General features: G+C 67.5%; 17 protein-coding genes. 13 read left to right on the top strand and 4 right to left on the bottom strand.

The window, feature by feature from the left end; translation table 11 throughout:
• Window positions 1-57 precede the first annotated feature (57 nt).
• On the top strand, window positions 58-624 hold the full coding sequence (locus EC839_RS20575; RefSeq protein WP_007159123.1) for a hypothetical protein: 567 nt from the start codon (window positions 58-60) through the stop codon (window positions 622-624).
• A 12-nt stretch (window positions 625-636) separates the two neighbouring features.
• On the opposite strand, the gene EC839_RS20580 is transcribed toward EC839_RS20575, so the two are convergent.
• Entirely contained in the window at window positions 637-1,101 is a 465-nt protein-coding gene (locus EC839_RS20580; protein WP_177416777.1) for a YchJ family protein, read from the bottom strand.
• Between the two features lie 10 nt (window positions 1,102-1,111).
• Window positions 1,112-1,609, bottom strand: coding sequence for a DUF6231 family protein (locus EC839_RS20585; RefSeq protein ID WP_039975318.1), 498 nt, complete (start codon window positions 1,607-1,609; stop codon window positions 1,112-1,114).
• A gap of 136 nt (window positions 1,610-1,745) precedes the next feature.
• On the opposite strand from EC839_RS20585, the gene EC839_RS20590 reads away from it, so the two are divergent.
• The 4 genes from EC839_RS20590 (at window position 1,746) to EC839_RS20605 (ending at window position 6,317) form a co-directional block, all read left to right on the top strand.
• The gene (locus tag EC839_RS20590) at window positions 1,746-2,405 is read left to right on the top strand and encodes an OmpA family protein (protein WP_007159120.1); all 660 of its coding nucleotides are present in this window, start codon (window positions 1,746-1,748) and stop codon (window positions 2,403-2,405) included.
• 90 nt (window positions 2,406-2,495) lie between these two features.
• Window positions 2,496-2,756, top strand: coding sequence for a DUF1145 domain-containing protein (locus EC839_RS20595; protein WP_007159119.1), 261 nt, complete (start codon window positions 2,496-2,498; stop codon window positions 2,754-2,756).
• Between the two features lie 135 nt (window positions 2,757-2,891).
• The gene (gene dinG, locus EC839_RS20600; protein WP_132833149.1) at window positions 2,892-5,036 is read left to right on the top strand and encodes an ATP-dependent DNA helicase DinG; all 2,145 of its coding nucleotides are present in this window, start codon (window positions 2,892-2,894) and stop codon (window positions 5,034-5,036) included.
• A gap of 135 nt (window positions 5,037-5,171) precedes the next feature.
• Window positions 5,172-6,317 carry an EstA family serine hydrolase gene (locus tag EC839_RS20605; RefSeq protein WP_007159117.1) on the top strand — a complete coding sequence of 382 codons (1,146 nt, stop codon included), beginning with the start codon at window positions 5,172-5,174 and terminating at the stop codon, window positions 6,315-6,317.
• Window positions 6,318-6,335: 18 nt separating this feature from the next.
• On the opposite strand, the gene EC839_RS20610 is transcribed toward EC839_RS20605, so the two are convergent.
• Window positions 6,336-6,929, bottom strand: a complete 594-nt coding sequence (locus EC839_RS20610) for an NYN domain-containing protein (protein ID WP_007159116.1) — start codon at window positions 6,927-6,929, stop codon at window positions 6,336-6,338.
• Window positions 6,930-7,185: 256 nt separating this feature from the next.
• Window positions 7,186-7,605: a hypothetical protein gene (locus EC839_RS20615; protein ID WP_007159115.1), complete on the bottom strand. Its 420-nt coding sequence runs from the start codon at window positions 7,603-7,605 to the stop codon at window positions 7,186-7,188.
• 227 nt (window positions 7,606-7,832) lie between these two features.
• Here EC839_RS20615 and EC839_RS20620 point away from each other — a divergent pair, with 227 nt between their 5' ends.
• The 8 genes from EC839_RS20620 to astB all read left to right on the top strand — a co-directional run bounded on the left by EC839_RS20620 (window position 7,833) and on the right by astB (window position 16,357).
• Complete coding sequence (locus tag EC839_RS20620) at window positions 7,833-8,678, top strand: OmpA family protein (protein ID WP_007159114.1); 846 nt, start codon at window positions 7,833-7,835, stop codon at window positions 8,676-8,678.
• Between the two features lie 80 nt (window positions 8,679-8,758).
• Window positions 8,759-9,406, top strand: a complete 648-nt coding sequence (pdxH, locus tag EC839_RS20625; RefSeq protein ID WP_007159113.1) for a pyridoxamine 5'-phosphate oxidase — start codon at window positions 8,759-8,761, stop codon at window positions 9,404-9,406.
• A gap of 133 nt (window positions 9,407-9,539) precedes the next feature.
• On the top strand, window positions 9,540-10,004 hold the full coding sequence (locus tag EC839_RS20630) for a membrane protein (RefSeq protein ID WP_007159112.1): 465 nt from the start codon (window positions 9,540-9,542) through the stop codon (window positions 10,002-10,004).
• 185 nt (window positions 10,005-10,189) lie between these two features.
• The gene (locus EC839_RS20635) at window positions 10,190-11,410 is read left to right on the top strand and encodes an aspartate aminotransferase family protein (protein ID WP_007159111.1); all 1,221 of its coding nucleotides are present in this window, start codon (window positions 10,190-10,192) and stop codon (window positions 11,408-11,410) included.
• A 62-nt stretch (window positions 11,411-11,472) separates the two neighbouring features.
• Complete coding sequence (gene aruF, locus EC839_RS20640; RefSeq protein WP_007159110.1) at window positions 11,473-12,492, top strand: arginine/ornithine succinyltransferase subunit alpha; 1,020 nt, start codon at window positions 11,473-11,475, stop codon at window positions 12,490-12,492.
• Between the two features lie 26 nt (window positions 12,493-12,518).
• Complete coding sequence (gene astA, locus EC839_RS20645; RefSeq protein ID WP_007159109.1) at window positions 12,519-13,526, top strand: arginine N-succinyltransferase; 1,008 nt, start codon at window positions 12,519-12,521, stop codon at window positions 13,524-13,526.
• Between the two features lie 9 nt (window positions 13,527-13,535).
• Window positions 13,536-14,999: a succinylglutamate-semialdehyde dehydrogenase gene (gene astD / locus EC839_RS20650; RefSeq protein ID WP_007159108.1), complete on the top strand. Its 1,464-nt coding sequence runs from the start codon at window positions 13,536-13,538 to the stop codon at window positions 14,997-14,999.
• Window positions 14,996-16,357: an N-succinylarginine dihydrolase gene (astB, locus tag EC839_RS20655; protein ID WP_007159107.1), complete on the top strand. Its 1,362-nt coding sequence runs from the start codon at window positions 14,996-14,998 to the stop codon at window positions 16,355-16,357. The genes astD and astB overlap by 4 nt, the downstream gene beginning before the upstream one ends.
• Window positions 16,358-16,365 lie beyond the last annotated feature (8 nt).

Consider the following 16,365-nt stretch of genomic DNA (forward strand, 5'->3'; position numbering starts at 1 on the left):
GACCGTCCCGGCGCGACGTTGCATCCTGCACCTCTTGCCGTGACCGAGGAGGTCGTCATGTCCGCCGTGCTCTATGAAATCGCCTTCCAGGGCGAGCTGGTCGCTGGCGCCGATGCGCAGCAGACCCGACAGAATCTGATGCGTCTGTTTCAGGCGGATGAACAGCGCATCGCCGTGCTCTTTTCCGGTCGCCGCATGATCATCAAGAATCGCCTCGATGCCGCCACGGCCGAGCGCTATCGCGCCACCCTGGCCCAGGCCGGGGCGCTGGTCGAGGTGGCGCCCATGGCCGAGACGGTCGAGCCGGCTGCCGCACCTACCGAGCCGCGGGAGGCGACCCCGGCCAGCGCGCCGACCGCCTCGCCGCCTTCCGCCGAGCGCGGATCCCTGTCGGGTGCGCCCCGTGATGCCGTGATGGCGGCCTTCGTCGATGTCCAGGCGCCGGATTTCGGCCTGGCGCCGGTGGGCGCCGATCTCCAGGATGAGGCTGCGCCGGTGGCGCCGCTGCGGGTCGATCTCTCACACCTGAGTCTGGCACCGGTGGGCAGCGATCTGGGGCCGGCGTCCGAGCCGCTACCCGTGGCGGTCCCGGATACCGATCACCTGACGCTGGTCAAGGAATAAGCGCGGCCGGCGTTACAGGAAGCCGGCGCAGCACTTCTTGAACTTGGCGCCGCTGCCACACAGGCAGACGTCGTTGCGGCCCGGCAGCGGGCGTACGGTCGGATCGAGGAAGTACCAGCGTCCCTCGCGCTGGACGAAGCCCGAGTGCTCTTCATGGCGATGGGCGCCGCGCCCATCCTCCCAGCGCGCCACGAAGCTGACCCGCGCATGGGCGGGATCGCCCGGCTCGGGGCGATGCTCCAGCACCTGCAACCCCTGCCAGCGACTGCCCAGACTCCAGGCAGCCAGGGCTTCCCTGTCCAGCTGCTCCTGCTGAGCAGGCGCCGTGGTGGCCACCAGATAGTCGATCAGCCCCAGCACATAGGCGCTGTAGCGCGAGCGCATCAAGCGCTCGGCATCGGGCGCCGGCGTGCCGGCATGAAAGGCTCCGCAACAGTCGCCGAGAGGACGGTCCGAGCCACAGGGGCAGGGGGCCATGGGTTGCATCTCACCACCAGTACTTGCCGAAATTCTGCGGATTGGCCCAGAACTTGGCATTGAGCCAGTCCGGGACCTGCTTGTAGTCGTGCAGATCATAGCTGAACAGGGTGACCACCTGACCGTCGCGGGCGAAGCGCTCGCTGGCCTGCAGGGCCAGGGCATAGAAATCCGTCAGCTGCCAGTCGCTGGCGGCCAGGTCCACCAGCACCGCCAGGCGCGAGGTATTGAGGTTGCGTAGGCCGCCGAGCAATTCGCGCCCCTGGCGCAGCGGCAGATGTTCCAGGCAGTCGGCGACGATCACCAGATCGTAGCGTTCGGCCAGTAGGCTGGGGTCGCTCAAAGGTACCGAGGCCTGCACCAGCTGGCAGTGCGGATGGGCCTGCGCATAGGCCGCGAGCGCTGGCAGCGGTTCGCGTGCCACACAGAGCAGACGCCTGGGCTGATGATGCTCGAGCAGGCTTGCCAGAGCCTGTTGCGGGGTACGGGACGAGAATATGTTTGCCATTAAGGGAACCCTAATCAAATCGCGATTGACTAAGCAACCAGCGTTGTCAAGATGTGTACGCCACCATTAGTCTGACAGCGCCATAAAACGAAAGACGAGCACAACTCGCGGTACCTGGTCTATAGGAGACCCCTTCATGAGCAAGAGCATCGCAAGGACAGCTTTACCCCTCATCCTGGCAAGCACCGTGCTGGCTGGTTGTGCGGGCGGCGTACAGAAATCCGATTGGCCGGTCTGCGCTGCGGTCGGCGCGCTGGTCGGCGGTGCGGCCGGCGCTACCCAGAGCGGTAACGTCGCCGGCATGGCGGCCCTGGGCATAGGTACCACCGCCGGCGCCTATTGCTGGGTGCATGGCAAGGGCAACGAACAGGTCGCCCGCATGGAGCCCGCGCCGGCCCCGGCGCCGGCGCCCGCACCGGCTCCCGCCCCGGCCCCGCTGCCGAAGCAGGAAGTGATCACCGCCCGTGATCTGCACTTCGCTTTCGACTCCGCTGCCATCGATGCTCAAGACCGGGCTCAGCTGGACGGTATCGCCGGTCGTCTGCGTGGCGAAGCCGCCAGCACCCGCCTGTCGATCACCGGCCACACCGACAGCAAGGGTACCGACGCCTACAACCAGCGTCTGTCCGAGCGTCGTGCCAAGTCGGTCAGCAACTACCTGATCCAGGCCGGTGTGCCGGCAGCCAGCATCGTCTCCGTGAAGGGCATGGGCGAGCGTCAGCCGATCGCCACCAACGAGACCGCTGAAGGCCGCGCCACCAACCGCCGCGTCGAAATCCAGATCGACCGCGAGTGATGCACCGGCGGCGGACCCTGGTCCGCCGCCTTTACTTTTTCCGGCCACAGGCGTTATGGTCCGATCCATCTCGTTCTCCTGCTGGAATCCATGAAAACCCTGTCCCTCACCGGCAAAGTCCTTCTCCTGCTGTTCTGGCTCGCCGCAGCCGCCGCTATCGCTCTGCCTCTCGCTCGTCCTTTCCCCCAATTGCTCGCCCTGGTCGCCTTGGCCCTGCTGCTTCTGCACCTGGGTGAAGTCTTCGCCAGCCGTCGTGCCCTGCGCCTGCGTCGCCATCCTTGGCTCGATCGCCTGAGCCTGTTGATCTTCGGTGCCTTTCATCGGCTGCCGCCGCAGCTGCCGGTGGCCTGAGCAGCCTGCGACCTCAACGTCGGGCGCATCCTGACGACAGGCGCGTTATCATAGCGCCCAAGATCCATTACTGTAGATGCATACAGCGCTCGTCCGCCGGACGTGGCGCTGCTTTGCCATCGCCCGGAACCAGGCATGCTCAGCACCGAACTCAAGACCCAGATCCAGGGCGCCTATACGCGTTTCCTCGAAGCCAAGTCGCTCAAGCCACGCTATGGCCAGCGGCTGATGATCGCGGAGACCGCCAAGGGCCTCGGTGCCATCGCCCAGGACGAGGAGGGGCATCGCGAAGGCGAGCCCGCCGTGGTGGCGGTGGAGGCGGGCACCGGGACCGGCAAGACCGTGGCCTATGCCCTGGCCGCCATTCCAGCGGCCAAGGCGGCCGGCAAGCGCCTGGTGATCGCCACGGCGACGGTGGCGCTGCAGGAGCAGATCGTGCACAAGGATCTGCCGGACATCCTGCGCAACAGCGGCCTGTCCTTCAGCTTCGCCCTGGCCAAGGGACGGGGGCGCTACCTGTGCCTGTCCAAGCTGGACATGCTGCTGCAGGAGGGCCAGGCGCAGAACGCCACGGCCCAGCTGTTCGCCGAGGATGGCTTCAAGATCGATGTGGACGAGGCGTCCAACGAACTGTTCGGCAAGATGATCGAGCGCCTGGCCGGCAATCGCTGGGACGGCGATCGCGACAGCTGGCCGGAAGCCATCGAGGACGTCCAGTGGTCGCGCATCACCACCGACCACAGCCAGTGCACCAATCGCCATTGCCCGAATTTCCAGCAGTGCGCCTTCTACCGGGCCCGCGAAGGCATGACCAAGGTCGATGTCATCGTCACCAACCATGACCTGGTGCTGGCCGACCTGGCCCTGGGCGGTGGCGCCATCCTGCCCGATCCGCGCGACACCCTCTATGTGTTCGACGAAGGCCACCACCTGCCGGACAAGGCCATCGGTCACTTCGCCCATTTCACCCGGCTGAGATCCACCGCCGAGTGGCTGGAGCAGATCGCCAAGAACCTCACCAAGCTCCTTGCCCAGCACCCCCTGCCGGGCGATCTCGGCCGGCTGGTGGAGCAGGTGCCGGAGCTGGCGCGGGAGATCCGCACCCAGCAGCAATTCATGTTCACCGCCTGCGAGGCCCTGGCCGATTTCCGGGCCGGCGAAGACATGGAAGGCCGCGAGCGGCCTCGGCATAGATTCGTCGGCGGGGTGATCCCCGAAGACCTGCGGGAAATGGGTATCGAGCTCAAGAAAGGCTTCGCCAAGCTCACCGACCTCTTCACCCGCCTGACCGAGATGCTCAAGCAGGCCATGGACGGCGAATCCAGCATCGGTCTGGCCAGCTACCAGGCCGAGGAGTGGTATCCGCTGTTCGGCAGTCTGCTGGCAAGGGCCCAGGGCAACTGGGAGTTGTGGACGGCCTTTACCTGTGAAGACCCGGAAGACAGCCCGCCCATGGCGCGCTGGATGACCCTCGCCGAAACGGGTTCGCTGTACGACATCGAGGTCAACGCCAGCCCCATCCTGGCGGCGGAGATGCTGCGCCGCCACCTGTGGAACGTCGCCTACGGCGCCCTCGTGACCTCGGCCACCCTGACCGCCCTGGGCACCTTCGATCGCTTCCGCATGAGATCCGGACTGCCGCGCTCGGCAGCTACCGCGGTGGTGCCCAGCCCCTTCCGCCATGCCGAGGCCGGGGTGCTGCGGGTGCCGGATCTCAAGGCCGATCCGCGCAACGCCGCCGAGCACACCGCGGCCATCGTCCGCGAATTGCCGGCCATGCTCGACGGCGCGCGTGGCGCCCTGGTGCTGTTTTCTTCGCGGCGGCAGATGCAGGACGTCTTCGACGGCCTGGAGCGCGACTGGCGCAAGCGGGTGCTGATCCAGGGCAACCTGTCCAAGCAGGAGACCCTGAACAAGCACAGGAAGCGCGTCGACGACGGCGAGGCCAGCGTACTGTTCGGCCTGGCCAGCTTCGCCGAGGGGGTCGACCTGCCGGGCGCCTATTGCGAGCACGTGGTCATCGCCAAGATTCCCTTCGCCGTGCCCGACGATCCGGTGGAAGCCGCCCTGGCCGAGTGGATCGAGGCGCGCGGTGGCAATCCCTTCATGGAGATCGCCGTGCCCGACGCCTCGCTGCGACTGATCCAGGCCTGCGGCCGGCTGCTGCGCACCGAGCAGGACAGCGGCACCATCTCGCTGCTGGATCGCCGCCTGGTGACCCAGCGCTACGGCAAGGCCATCCTCAATGCGCTGCCGCCGTTCCGGCGGGAGATCCAGTAATTCGCGGCCATGGCGGTACGCCGATGCGGCCGCTCCTACAGCTTGGATAGACGGTAGGAGCGGCCCATGGCCGCGATAGATGCCGAACCCATGCGTCTGAGCTATCGGTAATCACTCACCCAACAAGGAGACCCCATGACCGTCCACGGCTATCACGACCTGAGATTCGAATCCGTCCGCGAAGCCTTCGCCGAATTGCTCGCGGCCGGCCAGACCCGCGGCGCGGCGTTGTGCGTCCAGGTCGGCGGTGAAACGGTGCTGGATCTCTGGGGCGGCATGGCCGACAAGGACGGCCAGACGCCCTGGCACACCGATACCCTGCTCAATTTGTTTTCCTGCACTAAGGCCTTCACCTCGGTGGCGGCGCTGCAGCTGGTGGAGGAGGGCAAGCTGGCCCTCGATGCGCCGGTCGCCGAACGCTGGCCGGAATTCGCCGCCGCTGGCAAGGGCGACATCACCCTGCGGCAGTTGCTCAGCCACAGATCCGGTGTCTCCGCCTTGCGCGAACGCCTGGCGGGGGATGCCTTGTACGATTGGGACACCATGACCGCCGCGGTCGCCGCCGAGGCTCCCTGGTGGACGCCTGGCACCGCCCATGGCTATGCGCCCATCACCTTTGGCTGGCTGCTCGGCGAGTTGATCCGCAGGGCAGACGGGCGCGCGCCGGGCGAGGCCATCGTGGCCCGTACCGCAGCGCGCCTGGGCCTGGATTTCCATATCGGCTTGCCGGCCAGCGAAGACGAGCGCGTCGCCCATATCGTTCGTGGAAAAGGCGTAATGGGCGACGCCGCCGCGCAGCGCCTGCTCAAGACGACCATGAGCGATCCGGCGGCGCTGCCGACCCTGGCCTTTGGCAATCCGTCCGGGGTGCTCACCAGCACCAACAAGGCCGAGTGGCGGCGCTTCCAGCAGCCGGCCGCCAACGGCCACGGCCATGCGCGCAGCCTGGCGGGCTTCTATGCCGGTCTGCTGGCCGGCGACTTGCTGGAATGGGAGACGCTTAGCGAGGCTCTGGTCGAGCACAGTCAAGGCGAGGACCGTACCCTGCTCACGCCGACCCGCTTCGGCCTGGGCTTCATGCTCGACCAGCCCGACCAGGCCAATGCCACCTACGGCCTCGGTCCCCAGGCCTTTGGCCATCCGGGGGCGGGCGGCTCGACCGGCTTCGCCGATCCGGAGCGCGAGGTGGCATTTGGCTTCGTCACCAACACCCTCGGCCCCTATGTGCTGATGGATCCGCGCGCCCAGGCCCTGGCGCGCGCGGTGGGGGAGTGCCTGTGAGGGCCTCGCGACGGGCGGCTAGCGGGCGATGGCCGCCTCGATGTCCTTGAATTCGATCACCCGGACATAGGGCGCGATCTCGCCGCTGATGGAGAAGTGCGCGCCTATCACCGTGACTTCGACCCCTTCGTTTTCCACCAGGTACTGCACCACCTCGTGGAAATCGCCGTCGCCCGCGACCAGGTACAGCTTCTTCCAGCCGCGCTTGGCGTGGGAGCGCATCAGGTTGAAGGCCAGACCGACATCGACGCCTTTCTGGCTCTTGGTGGTGTACTGCTCGCCGGTCACCGGGTGCAGGATCGGTCCGCCACCGGCCGAGGCCGGCCATTCGTGGGCCTTGCTCTGCAGCCAGTAGAGCTTGACCCTGAGGCCGGCGCCCTTGGGTGGGGCCGAGCTGAGAAACTTGTTGAAGTTGGTCTGGGCGACGGTGGGCGGATCGCTGTCGCAGTTGAAATAGTAGGCGTCACCTATGGGGTCGCCCGCATCCTCTTCGATGAAAAGCCGCAGCTTGAGATAGTCGAATTTGGCGCCGTATACCGAACCATTCCAGGCGCTCAGGGCGTAGGCGCCGTCGACAAACCAAGCGACGCCCGTTCGAGTTGTAGTAGCCATCGTATTGCTGGGACCAGGTTTTCTACCGTTGATGGGCGCACACCCGCACGCGGGATACGCGGTGCCTATTGTGGGCTTAATTCCCGGTTTGCGCCTCAGGTAACGCGAAGGAATTCCAGGGGGCGCATGCTAGAGCGCCCGCGAGGGTGAAGGCGTCGCTCCAGGCGACGGGGGAGGCGACCACCAGTTCGGTACGGGCGTCGTGCCAGGCCGCTGGCAGCAGCTCCAGCGCAGAGGCCGGCTGGCACTGGTGTAGTCAGGTCGCCGTGCTGTCGCGCCCGTCGCTGGCGTGGGCGGCATCGACGATCAGCGTCGGCTGCAGCAGCCGGATTCGCGGTGCTACGTGGTAGGCACCGTCATCGTTATGTCGCAGGTAGAGCCGCTGGCAGCCCAGGCACCGCCACAGCGTACTCTGGTTGCAGGGATAGAAGCGCGGCGCGATCGGGGCGGCGCTCGCCCAGTAGTGAGTGCCCGCGGGGTGATACTCCTCAAGGGTCGACTCCTCGGGCGCGTGGCGCGCCAGGGTGCCGACTCGCGTAAAGTCCGTTTCCCGATAGCCCACCGGCCAGGCCGTCCATCCCGACAGATCCCGCTGCTGGCAGCGGCACGCCTGGGTGATGGCTGCAGCGGTGGCGGCCAGTTCCTTCAGGGTCGCGACATCGATGAAGTCTTCCATGCCCAAGCCTCCTACTGGTCGGGCGACCTTGTGCCCACGGATCTGGTCGAGGCGTGGCTCAAGACACGCCACTGGTCGGCGGACACGCAAATTTCGTGACTCCACCGCTTTGCCCGGCGTAGGTTTGCGGCCACAATCTCGAAACTACTTTAAGTTCACTCGTGCCGCCGGCTCTGGCCGGGGCATTGATTCACTCTGTCCTCCGGCTCGCCGATGGGAAACTTTGCATGAAGCTGATCAAATCCACCACCCTCATTCTCTGCATGGGCGTATCCGCCTGCAGCTCCTTCCAGGGCACTGGCGACCAGGCTGCCGCCCCCGCCAAGCCGGGCAATGCCCAGGCCAGCACCGCCACCAGTGGCAGCCACTGGTGGTGGCCGTTCGGCGGCAGCGACAAGGCGGCCGAATCGGTCAAGCCGGTGGCCAAGGCCGCCGAGCCCAAGGCTGAAACCAAGGTCGCAGCGAAGGCGCCGGCGGCCAAGCCGGATCAGGCCGCTGCGGCCGGCGAGAAGGGCGGTCACTGGTGGTGGCCCTTCGGCAGCGAAGACGTCAAACCCGTCGCCAAGGCGGAAGTCCTCAAGCCGGTACCGGTCAAGGTCAGCAAGGCCTGGCTGGACGAGCACGAGCAGAAGCTGCGCGTCGCCGTGGCCGGTAGCAACGTCAAGGTCGAGCGTCGCGACGATGCCCTGGTGCTGGTGACCCCGGTGGACGGCTCCTTCAATCCGGATCGCGCCGAGATGCTGCTGCCTGTGATGCTAGGCCCGCTGTCGCGGTCGGCAAAGTCGGTGAGCGTGGATGAAGACAGCGCCGTCATCGTGCTCGGCTTCAGCGACAGCACCGGTGCCGCCGCGCTCAACGACAAGATCAGCCTGCAGCGCGCCCAGGCCGTGGCGGCGATCTTCCGCCTCAGTGGCTACAGCGGCAATCGCCTGATCGTACGGGGTCTGGCGGCCGCCCATCCACGTGCCGACAACACCACCGCCGCCGGCCGCGCCGCCAACCGCCGCGTCGAGGTGCTGATCCAGCCGCGCGCCACCGTGCTGGCCAGCCTGCAATCCCTGGCCGCGCGCTAGCTGCAAAGCTTGTCCTGAAGCAGGCGAGCGGGGCGGGACTTGGTTAAGCTAGGTCGACAACGACCTAGCAGGAGACCTCCATGTCACCGTCCCTCGCCGATATGCGTCGCGACTACACCCGCGACGGCCTGACCGAAGCCCAGGCGCCCGCGGATCCCTATGCCCTGTTCGGGCAGTGGTTCGAAGAGGCGGTGCGCACCGAGCAGCCTCCCGTCGAAGCCAACGCCTGCTGGCTGGCCACCGTCGATGACGAGGGTCAGCCGCATTGCCGCGTGCTGCTGCTCAAAGGCGTCGATGCCCAGGGCTTCGTCTTCTACACCAACTACGACAGCGCCAAGGGCCAGCAGATGGCCAGGCAACCCCGTGCGGCCATGACCTTCTTCTGGCCGGCGCTGGAGCGCCAGGTGCGCATCGAGGGGTTGGTGGAGCAGGTCTCTACCGAGGAATCCGACGCCTACTACCGGGTCCGCCCGCTGGGCAGTCGCCTGGGTGCCTGGGCCTCGCCGCAAAGCCAGGTCATTGCCAATCGGCACGAGTTGGAGCAGCGCCTGGCCGCCGTGCAGCAGCGCTTCGCCGACGGTGACCCGAGCCGCCCGCCGTTCTGGGGTGGTTATCGCCTGAGGCCCCAGCGCATCGAATTCTGGCAGGGTCGCTCCAGCCGCCTTCACGATCGGCTGGACTACCGGCGCGTCGAAGGCGAGTGGCAGCGCCAGCGCCTGGCACCTTAAGGCGTTCGCAAGGTACCGACGTTACAGTTGCCGGAAACCTCCCCGGACGCCCTGGGTCAAGGATAATAGCGATCTGCGCCCATACCGCTGCCCGGTATGGCCAGTGTCTTTCAACTGCCCTTGGAGTTGCCCCATGAACAGAGTCCTTCAGCTCGCCGCCTCCCTGACCGCCGTCGCCCTGCTGGCCGGCTGCGCCTCCGATCAGTCCGGCGACGTCTATTCGCGCGATGAGGCGCGGCAGGTACAGACGGTCCGTACCGGCACCATCACCGCCCTGCGCCCGGTCACCATCGAGGGCACCAAGTCGCCGGTGGGCGCCGGGGCCGGTGCCGTGGTCGGTGGCATTGGCGGTAGCGCCATCGGCGGCGGTCGTGGCAGCTTCGTCACCGCCATCATCGGTGCGGTGGCTGGCGGCCTGCTGGGTGCCGCCACCGAAGAAGGCTTCACCAAGGCCAACGGTGTCGAGATCACCGTGAAGGAAGACGACGGCGGCTCCCGTGCCTATGTGCAGGCGGTCAACAAGGGCGAGATCTTCCGCGTGGGCGAGCGGGTGCGCATCCTGACCGTCAACGGCACCAGCCGCGTCGCGCCCAACTGATCCGCCGGACGTACCCGAAGGTACGTCCATGCCCTTCCAGAACGGGCGTCCGAATCGCTAGACTGCGAATCGGACGCCCGTTTGCGTTTTCGCCCGTAAATAGTTGTCGCCTGGGCGCAATGCCGCGCCTGGAGGTCGTCCTACAATCCCCCTCAGTCACCGCCGTGATCGGCAGGAGAACCCCGATGTCCGCTTCTCAACCCAACGTGCAACGCGCCGCCTTCGATGAGGTGATGGTCCCGACCTACGCCCCTGCCGCGTTCATTCCGGTGCGAGGAGAGGGCTCCCGCGTCTGGGACCAGGCCGATCGCGAATACGTCGATTTCGCCGGCGGCATCGCCGTCAGCGCCCTGGGCCATGGCCATCCCGCACTGATCAACGCCCTGACCGAGCAGGCCGGCAAGCTCTGGCACGTCTCCAACATCTACACCAACGAGCCTGCCCTGCGCCTGGCGCGCAAGCTGGTGGACCACACCTTTGCCGACCGGGTGTTCTTCGCCAACTCCGGCGCCGAAGCCAATGAGGCGGCCTGCAAGCTGGCCCGTCGCTATGGCCATGACGTCAGTGGCGGCAGCCGTTACGAAATCGTCGCCGCCACCAACAGCTTCCACGGCCGGACCCTGTTCACCGTCAGCGTCGGCGGTCAGCCCAAGTACTCCGATGGCTTCGGTCCCAAGATCGAAGGCATCCGCCACGTGCCCTACAACGACCTGGCGGCCCTCGAAGCCGTGGTCTCGGACAAGACCTGCGCAGTCATCCTCGAACCCATCCAGGGCGAGGGCGGCGTACTGCCGGCCGACCAGGCCTACCTGGAAGGCGCCCGTCGTCTGTGCGATGCCCATGGCGCCCTGCTGATCTTCGACGAGGTGCAGAGCGGGGTCGGTCGCAGCGGTCATCTCTACGCCTACCAGCACTATGGCGTGGTCCCGGACATCCTCACCACCGCCAAGAGCATCGGCGGCGGCTTCCCGCTGGCGGCCATGCTGACCACCGAGAAGGTCGCCCAGCACTTCAGCGCCGGCGTGCACGGCAGCACCTATGGCGGCAACCCGCTGGGCTGCGCCGTGGGCGCCGCGTTGCTGGACATCGTCGCCACCCCGGAAACCCTGGCCGGTGTCGCTGCCCGTCATCAGCGCTTCGTCGCCGGTCTGGAGCAGCTTAATGCCCGCTATGGCCTGTTCCAGCAGATCCGCGGGCTGGGCCTGCTGATCGGCGCCGTGCTCAACGACAACTGGAAGGGGCGCGCCAAGGACATCGTCACCGCCGCCAACGAAGAGGGTCTGATGATCCTGCAGGCCGGTCCCGACGTGCTGCGCCTGGCGCCGAGCCTGATCATCTCCGAGACCGATATCGACGAAGGCCTGGCCCGCCTGGACCGCGCCCTGGCGCGTCTCACCCAAGGCTAATCTCCGGACGCGGGACGCGTACCGCTGGCATCCAGGGATGGATCCGTACACAAGGAGTTCTCATGCTGGTAATGCGCCCTGCGCGCGCGGCGGATCTGCCCCTGGTCCAGCGGCTCGCCGCGGATAGCCCGGTTGGCGTCACCTCGCTGCCCGACAACCCCGAGCGGTTGCGCGACAAGATCCGCACCTCGGAGTCGTCGCTGGCGGCCGAGGTGGGCTTTCATGGCGAGGAGAGCTATTTCTTCGTGCTCGAAGACACCACCAGCGGCGAGCTGCTGGGCTGTTCGGCCATCGTCGCCTCGGCCGGTTTCTCCGAGCCCTTCTACAGCTTTCGCAACGAGACCTTCATCCACGCCTCGCGCGAGCTGAAGATCCACAACAAGGTGCATGTGCTGTCGCTCTGTCACGACCTGACCGGCAACAGCGTGCTGAGCAGCTTCTATGTCCAGCGCCCGCTGCTCGACACCCCCCACGCCGAACTCAACTCCCGTGCCCGCCTGCTGTTCATGGCCGCCCACCCGGCGCGCTTCGCCGAAACGGTGGTGGTGGAAATCGTCGGGCTGGCGGACGATGACGGCGAATCGCCGTTCTGGAACGGGGTAGGGCGCAACTTCTTCGATATGGACTACGCCGCCGCCGAGCGCCTGTCCGGGCAGAAGAGCCGCACCTTTCTCGCCGAACTGATGCCCACCTATCCGCTCTATGTGCCCCTGCTGCCCGACAGCGCCCAGGAGGCCATGGGTCAGGTGCATCCCCGCGCCCAGATCACCTTCGACATCCTCAGCCGCGAGGGCTTCGAGACCGACAACTACATCGACATCTTCGATGGCGGTCCGACCCTGCACGCCCGCACCACGGCCATCCGCTCCATCGCCGAGAGCCGCCTGGCGCCGGTGAGCGAAGGGGCCCCGGCCGGCGAGGAGGCGCCCTGGTTCCTGATCGCCAACGACGGCCTGGAAAACTTCCGGGCACTGGCCACGCCGCTGCGCTGGGCGCCTGGCGAGCCCGTCGTCCTCTCCCCCGAGCAGATCGCCACCCTGGAGATCGCCGAAGGCGACCGGGTTCGTCTGGTAGCGCTGTAGCCGACCCTAGCGTCTTTGGAGGTCCGATGATCGTCCGTCCCGTCACCCGTGCCGATGTGCCCGCGCTGCTGCAACTGGCGCAGGCGGCCGGCGCCGGTCTCACCACCCTGCCGGCCAGCGAAGACCGCCTGGCGCAGCGGGTGGAAAATGCCGAGCGCAGCTTTCTGCGCCAGGCCGAATCCGCCGATGCGGATTATCTCTTCGCCCTGGAAGAAGACGGCGAGGTCATCGGCATCGCCGGGATCGCCGCCGCCCTGGGCCTGCGCGAGCCCTGGTACAACTACCGGGTCGGGCTGACCGTGAGCGCCTCGCGCGAACTGGACATCCACCGGCAGATCCCCACGCTGTTCCTGGCCAACGACATGACCGGCAGTTCGGAGCTCTGCTCGCTGTTCCTGCGCGCGGATCGCCGCGGCGGCGCGGCCGGGCGCCTGCTGTCCAAGTCGCGCTTCCTGTTCATCGCCGAATTCCGCGAGCTGTTCGCCGAACGCATTATCGCCGAGTTGCGCGGCATGTCCGACGACCAGGGGCAGTCGCCGTTCTGGGAGGGTCTGGGCCGGCATTTCTTCAAGATGGAATTCTCCCAGGCGGACTATCTCACCGGCATCGGCAATCGCGGCTTCATCGCCGAGCTGATGCCGCGCTTCCCGCTCTATACCTGCTTCCTGTCGGCCGAAGCGCGCCAGGTGATCGGCAAGGTACACCCGGACACCGAAGCCGCTCGCCGCCTGCTGGAGGCCGAGGGCTTCAATTACCAGGGCTACGTCGACATCTTCGATGCCGGTCCGACCCTGGAAGCCGAGACCGCCAAGGTACGCGCGATCCGCGACAGCCAGCGCCTGGTGCTGGCAGTGGGCACGCCGGGCGATGACGCCGAGGTCTATCTGATCCACAACCGCAAGTGCCAGGACTGCCGCATCACCAGCGCCCGCGCGCGCCTGGCTTCGGGCACCCTGGTGGTCGATCTGGCCACCGCCCGCGCATTGCGGCTGATGGCCGGCGCCCAGGTGCGCGCCGTGCGCCTGATGCCCTGAGGAGACCCGATGGATAGCCTGTACATAGCGGGACAGTGGCGCCCCGGCAGGGGCGAGGTGTTCAGTTCGCTCGATCCCTACGACGGAGCCGAGCTCTGGCAGGGCGCCGCCGCGGATGGCGGCGATGTCGACCAGGCGATCGCTGCGGCGCGCGAGGCCTTTCCCGCCTGGGAAAGACGCGGCCAGGCGGCGCGCCTGGAGATCCTGCAGGCCTTCGCCCAGGCACTGCAGCAACGCCGCTCCGCGCTGACCCACGCCCTCGCCGAGGAAACCGGCAAGCCGCTGTGGGAAGCCGATACCGAACTCGGCAGCATGATCGCCAAGGTGGCCATCTCCGCCCAGGCCGAGGCGGCCCGTGGCGGCGAGCGCTCGGCCAGAGTGGCGGATGCCCGTAGCGTCACCCGTCATCGGCCGCATGGTGTCCTGGCGGTCTTCGGTCCCTACAACTTTCCCGGCCATCTGCCCAACGGCCATATCGTGCCTGCGTTGCTGGCCGGCAACACGGTGGTGTTCAAGCCCAGCGAGCTGACGCCGCGTTTCGCCGCCCTGACCCTGGAGTGCTGGATCGCCGCCGGACTGCCGGCCGGGGTGCTCAATCTGGTGCAGGGCGGTCGGGCCACCGGTGAGGCCCTGGCCGCGCATCCGGGCCTGGACGGCATCCTCTTCACCGGCTCCAGCGCCACCGGGGCGGCGCTGCATCGGCTCAATGCGGAGCGTCCGCAGCGACTGCTGGCCCTGGAGATGGGCGGCAACAATCCGCTGGTGGTGGCGCCGGTGGCCGATCTGGACGCCGCCGTGGTGACCATCGTCCAGTCGGCCTTTCTCTCCGCGGGGCAGCGCTGCACCTGCGCCCGCCGCCTGCTCGTGCCCCAGGGTTCCTGGGGCGATGCCCTACTGGCGCACCTGGTGGCCGTCAGCGCCGGTCTCGGCATCGGTCGCTTCGACGCCGATCCGCCGCCCTTCATGGGCACCGTCATCTCCCTCGCCGCTGCCCAGGCCCTGCTGCGGACCCAGGCCCAGCGTCTGGCGCAGGGCGGTCGGGCGCTGCTGGAGCTGCGCCAGCCGGACGCCCAGCGGGCGCTGCTCACGCCGGGGATCATCGAGGTGTCGGGCATCGCCGACCTGCCCGACGAAGAGGTCTTCGGGCCGCTGTTGCAGGTCCAGCGCTATGACGATTTCGACCAGGCCCTGGCCCTCGCCAATGCCACCCGCTTCGGGCTGGCAGCCGGGCTGCTGGCCGACGACCCGGCCCTCTACGAACGCTTCTGGCAGGGCGTGCGCGCCGGTATCGTCAACTGGAATCGGCCCCTGACCGGGGCGGCCAGCGCGGCACCCTTCGGCGGCGTTGGTGCCTCGGGCAATCACCGCCCCAGCGCCTACTACGCCGCGGACTACTGCGCCTTCCCGGTCGCCTCGCTGGAAAGCGACGCCCTGACCCTGCCCAGCCAATTGCCTCCAGGATTACCGCTATGAGTCAACTCGCCCCTGCTGCTCGGGAGGTCAATTTCGACGGCCTGGTCGGTCCGACCCACAACTACGCCGGCCTGTCCTATGGCAACGTGGCCTCCCAGGCCAGCAAGCAGCAGTGCTCGAATCCGCGCGAAGCGGCGCGCCAGGGCCTGGCCAAGATGCAGGCGCTGATGGAGCTGGGTTTCGAGCAGGGCGTGCTGGCCCCCCACGAAAGACCCGACATCGCCTCGCTGCGGCGCCTGGGATTCGCCGGCAGCGATGCCCAAGTGCTGGAAAGCGCCGCACGCGAAGCCTTGCCGCTGCTCCTGTCGGCCAGTTCCGCCTCGGCCATGTGGACGGCCAACGCCGCCACCGTCAGCCCCAGCGCCGACACCCGCGATGGTCGGGTGCATTTCACCCCGGCCAATCTGGCCTGCAAGTTTCACCGCAGCCTCGAACCCAGCACCACGGCGCGCATCCTCCAGGCGATGTTTCGCGATTCCGCGCATTTCCAGCACCATGCGCCGCTGCCCTCGGTGGCCCAGTTCGGCGACGAGGGCGCGGCCAACCACACCCGCTTCAGTCGCGACCATGGTGCTCCGGGCGTGGAATTCTTCGTCTTCGGTCGCAGCGCCTTCGATCCGCGCTATCCCGAGCCTCATCGCTATCCGGCGCGCCAGACCCTGGAAGCCTCCCAGGCCATCGCCCGACTGCATGGCCTGAGCGAGGAGGGCGTGGTCTTCGCCCAGCAGAATCCGGCGGTGGTGGACCAGGGCGTCTTCCACAACGACGTCATCTCGGTGGGCAACGCCCAGTTGCTGTTCCACCACGAGGATGCCTTCCTCGACAGCGACCGCGTGCTCGACGAACTGCAGGCCAAGCTCGCCCGGCGCGGCGGCCAGTTGCAGCGCCTCTGTGTACGTCGAGGCGAGATCAGCGTCGGCGACGCCGTGCGCTCCTATCTGTTCAATAGCCAGCTGCTGGATCGACCGGGGCAGGGCGCGCTGCTGGTGGTGCCCGACGAGTGCCGGCAGAATCCGGCGGTCTGGGACTATCTGCAAGCCCAGGTCAGAGACGCCGGTCCCCTGGGTGAGGTCAAGGTCTTCGATCTCAAGCAGAGCATGCAGAACGGCGGCGGCCCCGCCTGCCTGCGCCTGCGGGTGGCGCTCACCCCCGAGGAGCTGGCCGCGGTGAATCCGGGGGTGCGTTTCACCCCGGCGCTGCATGCCCAGCTGCTCGACTGGGTGGATCGTCACTACCGCGACCGCCTGGCACCGGCGGATCTCGCCGATCCCCAGTTGCTGGGCGAAGTCCGCACCGCCCTCGACGAGCTGACCCAGTTGCTGGGCCTCGGCTCGGTCTATCCCTTTCAATTGCCCTGACGTCCGGA

This window comes from Pseudomonas sp. JUb52 (assembly GCF_004341115.1).
In the GTDB taxonomy this organism is placed as follows: domain Bacteria; phylum Pseudomonadota; class Gammaproteobacteria; order Pseudomonadales; family Pseudomonadaceae; genus Chryseomonas; species Chryseomonas oryzihabitans.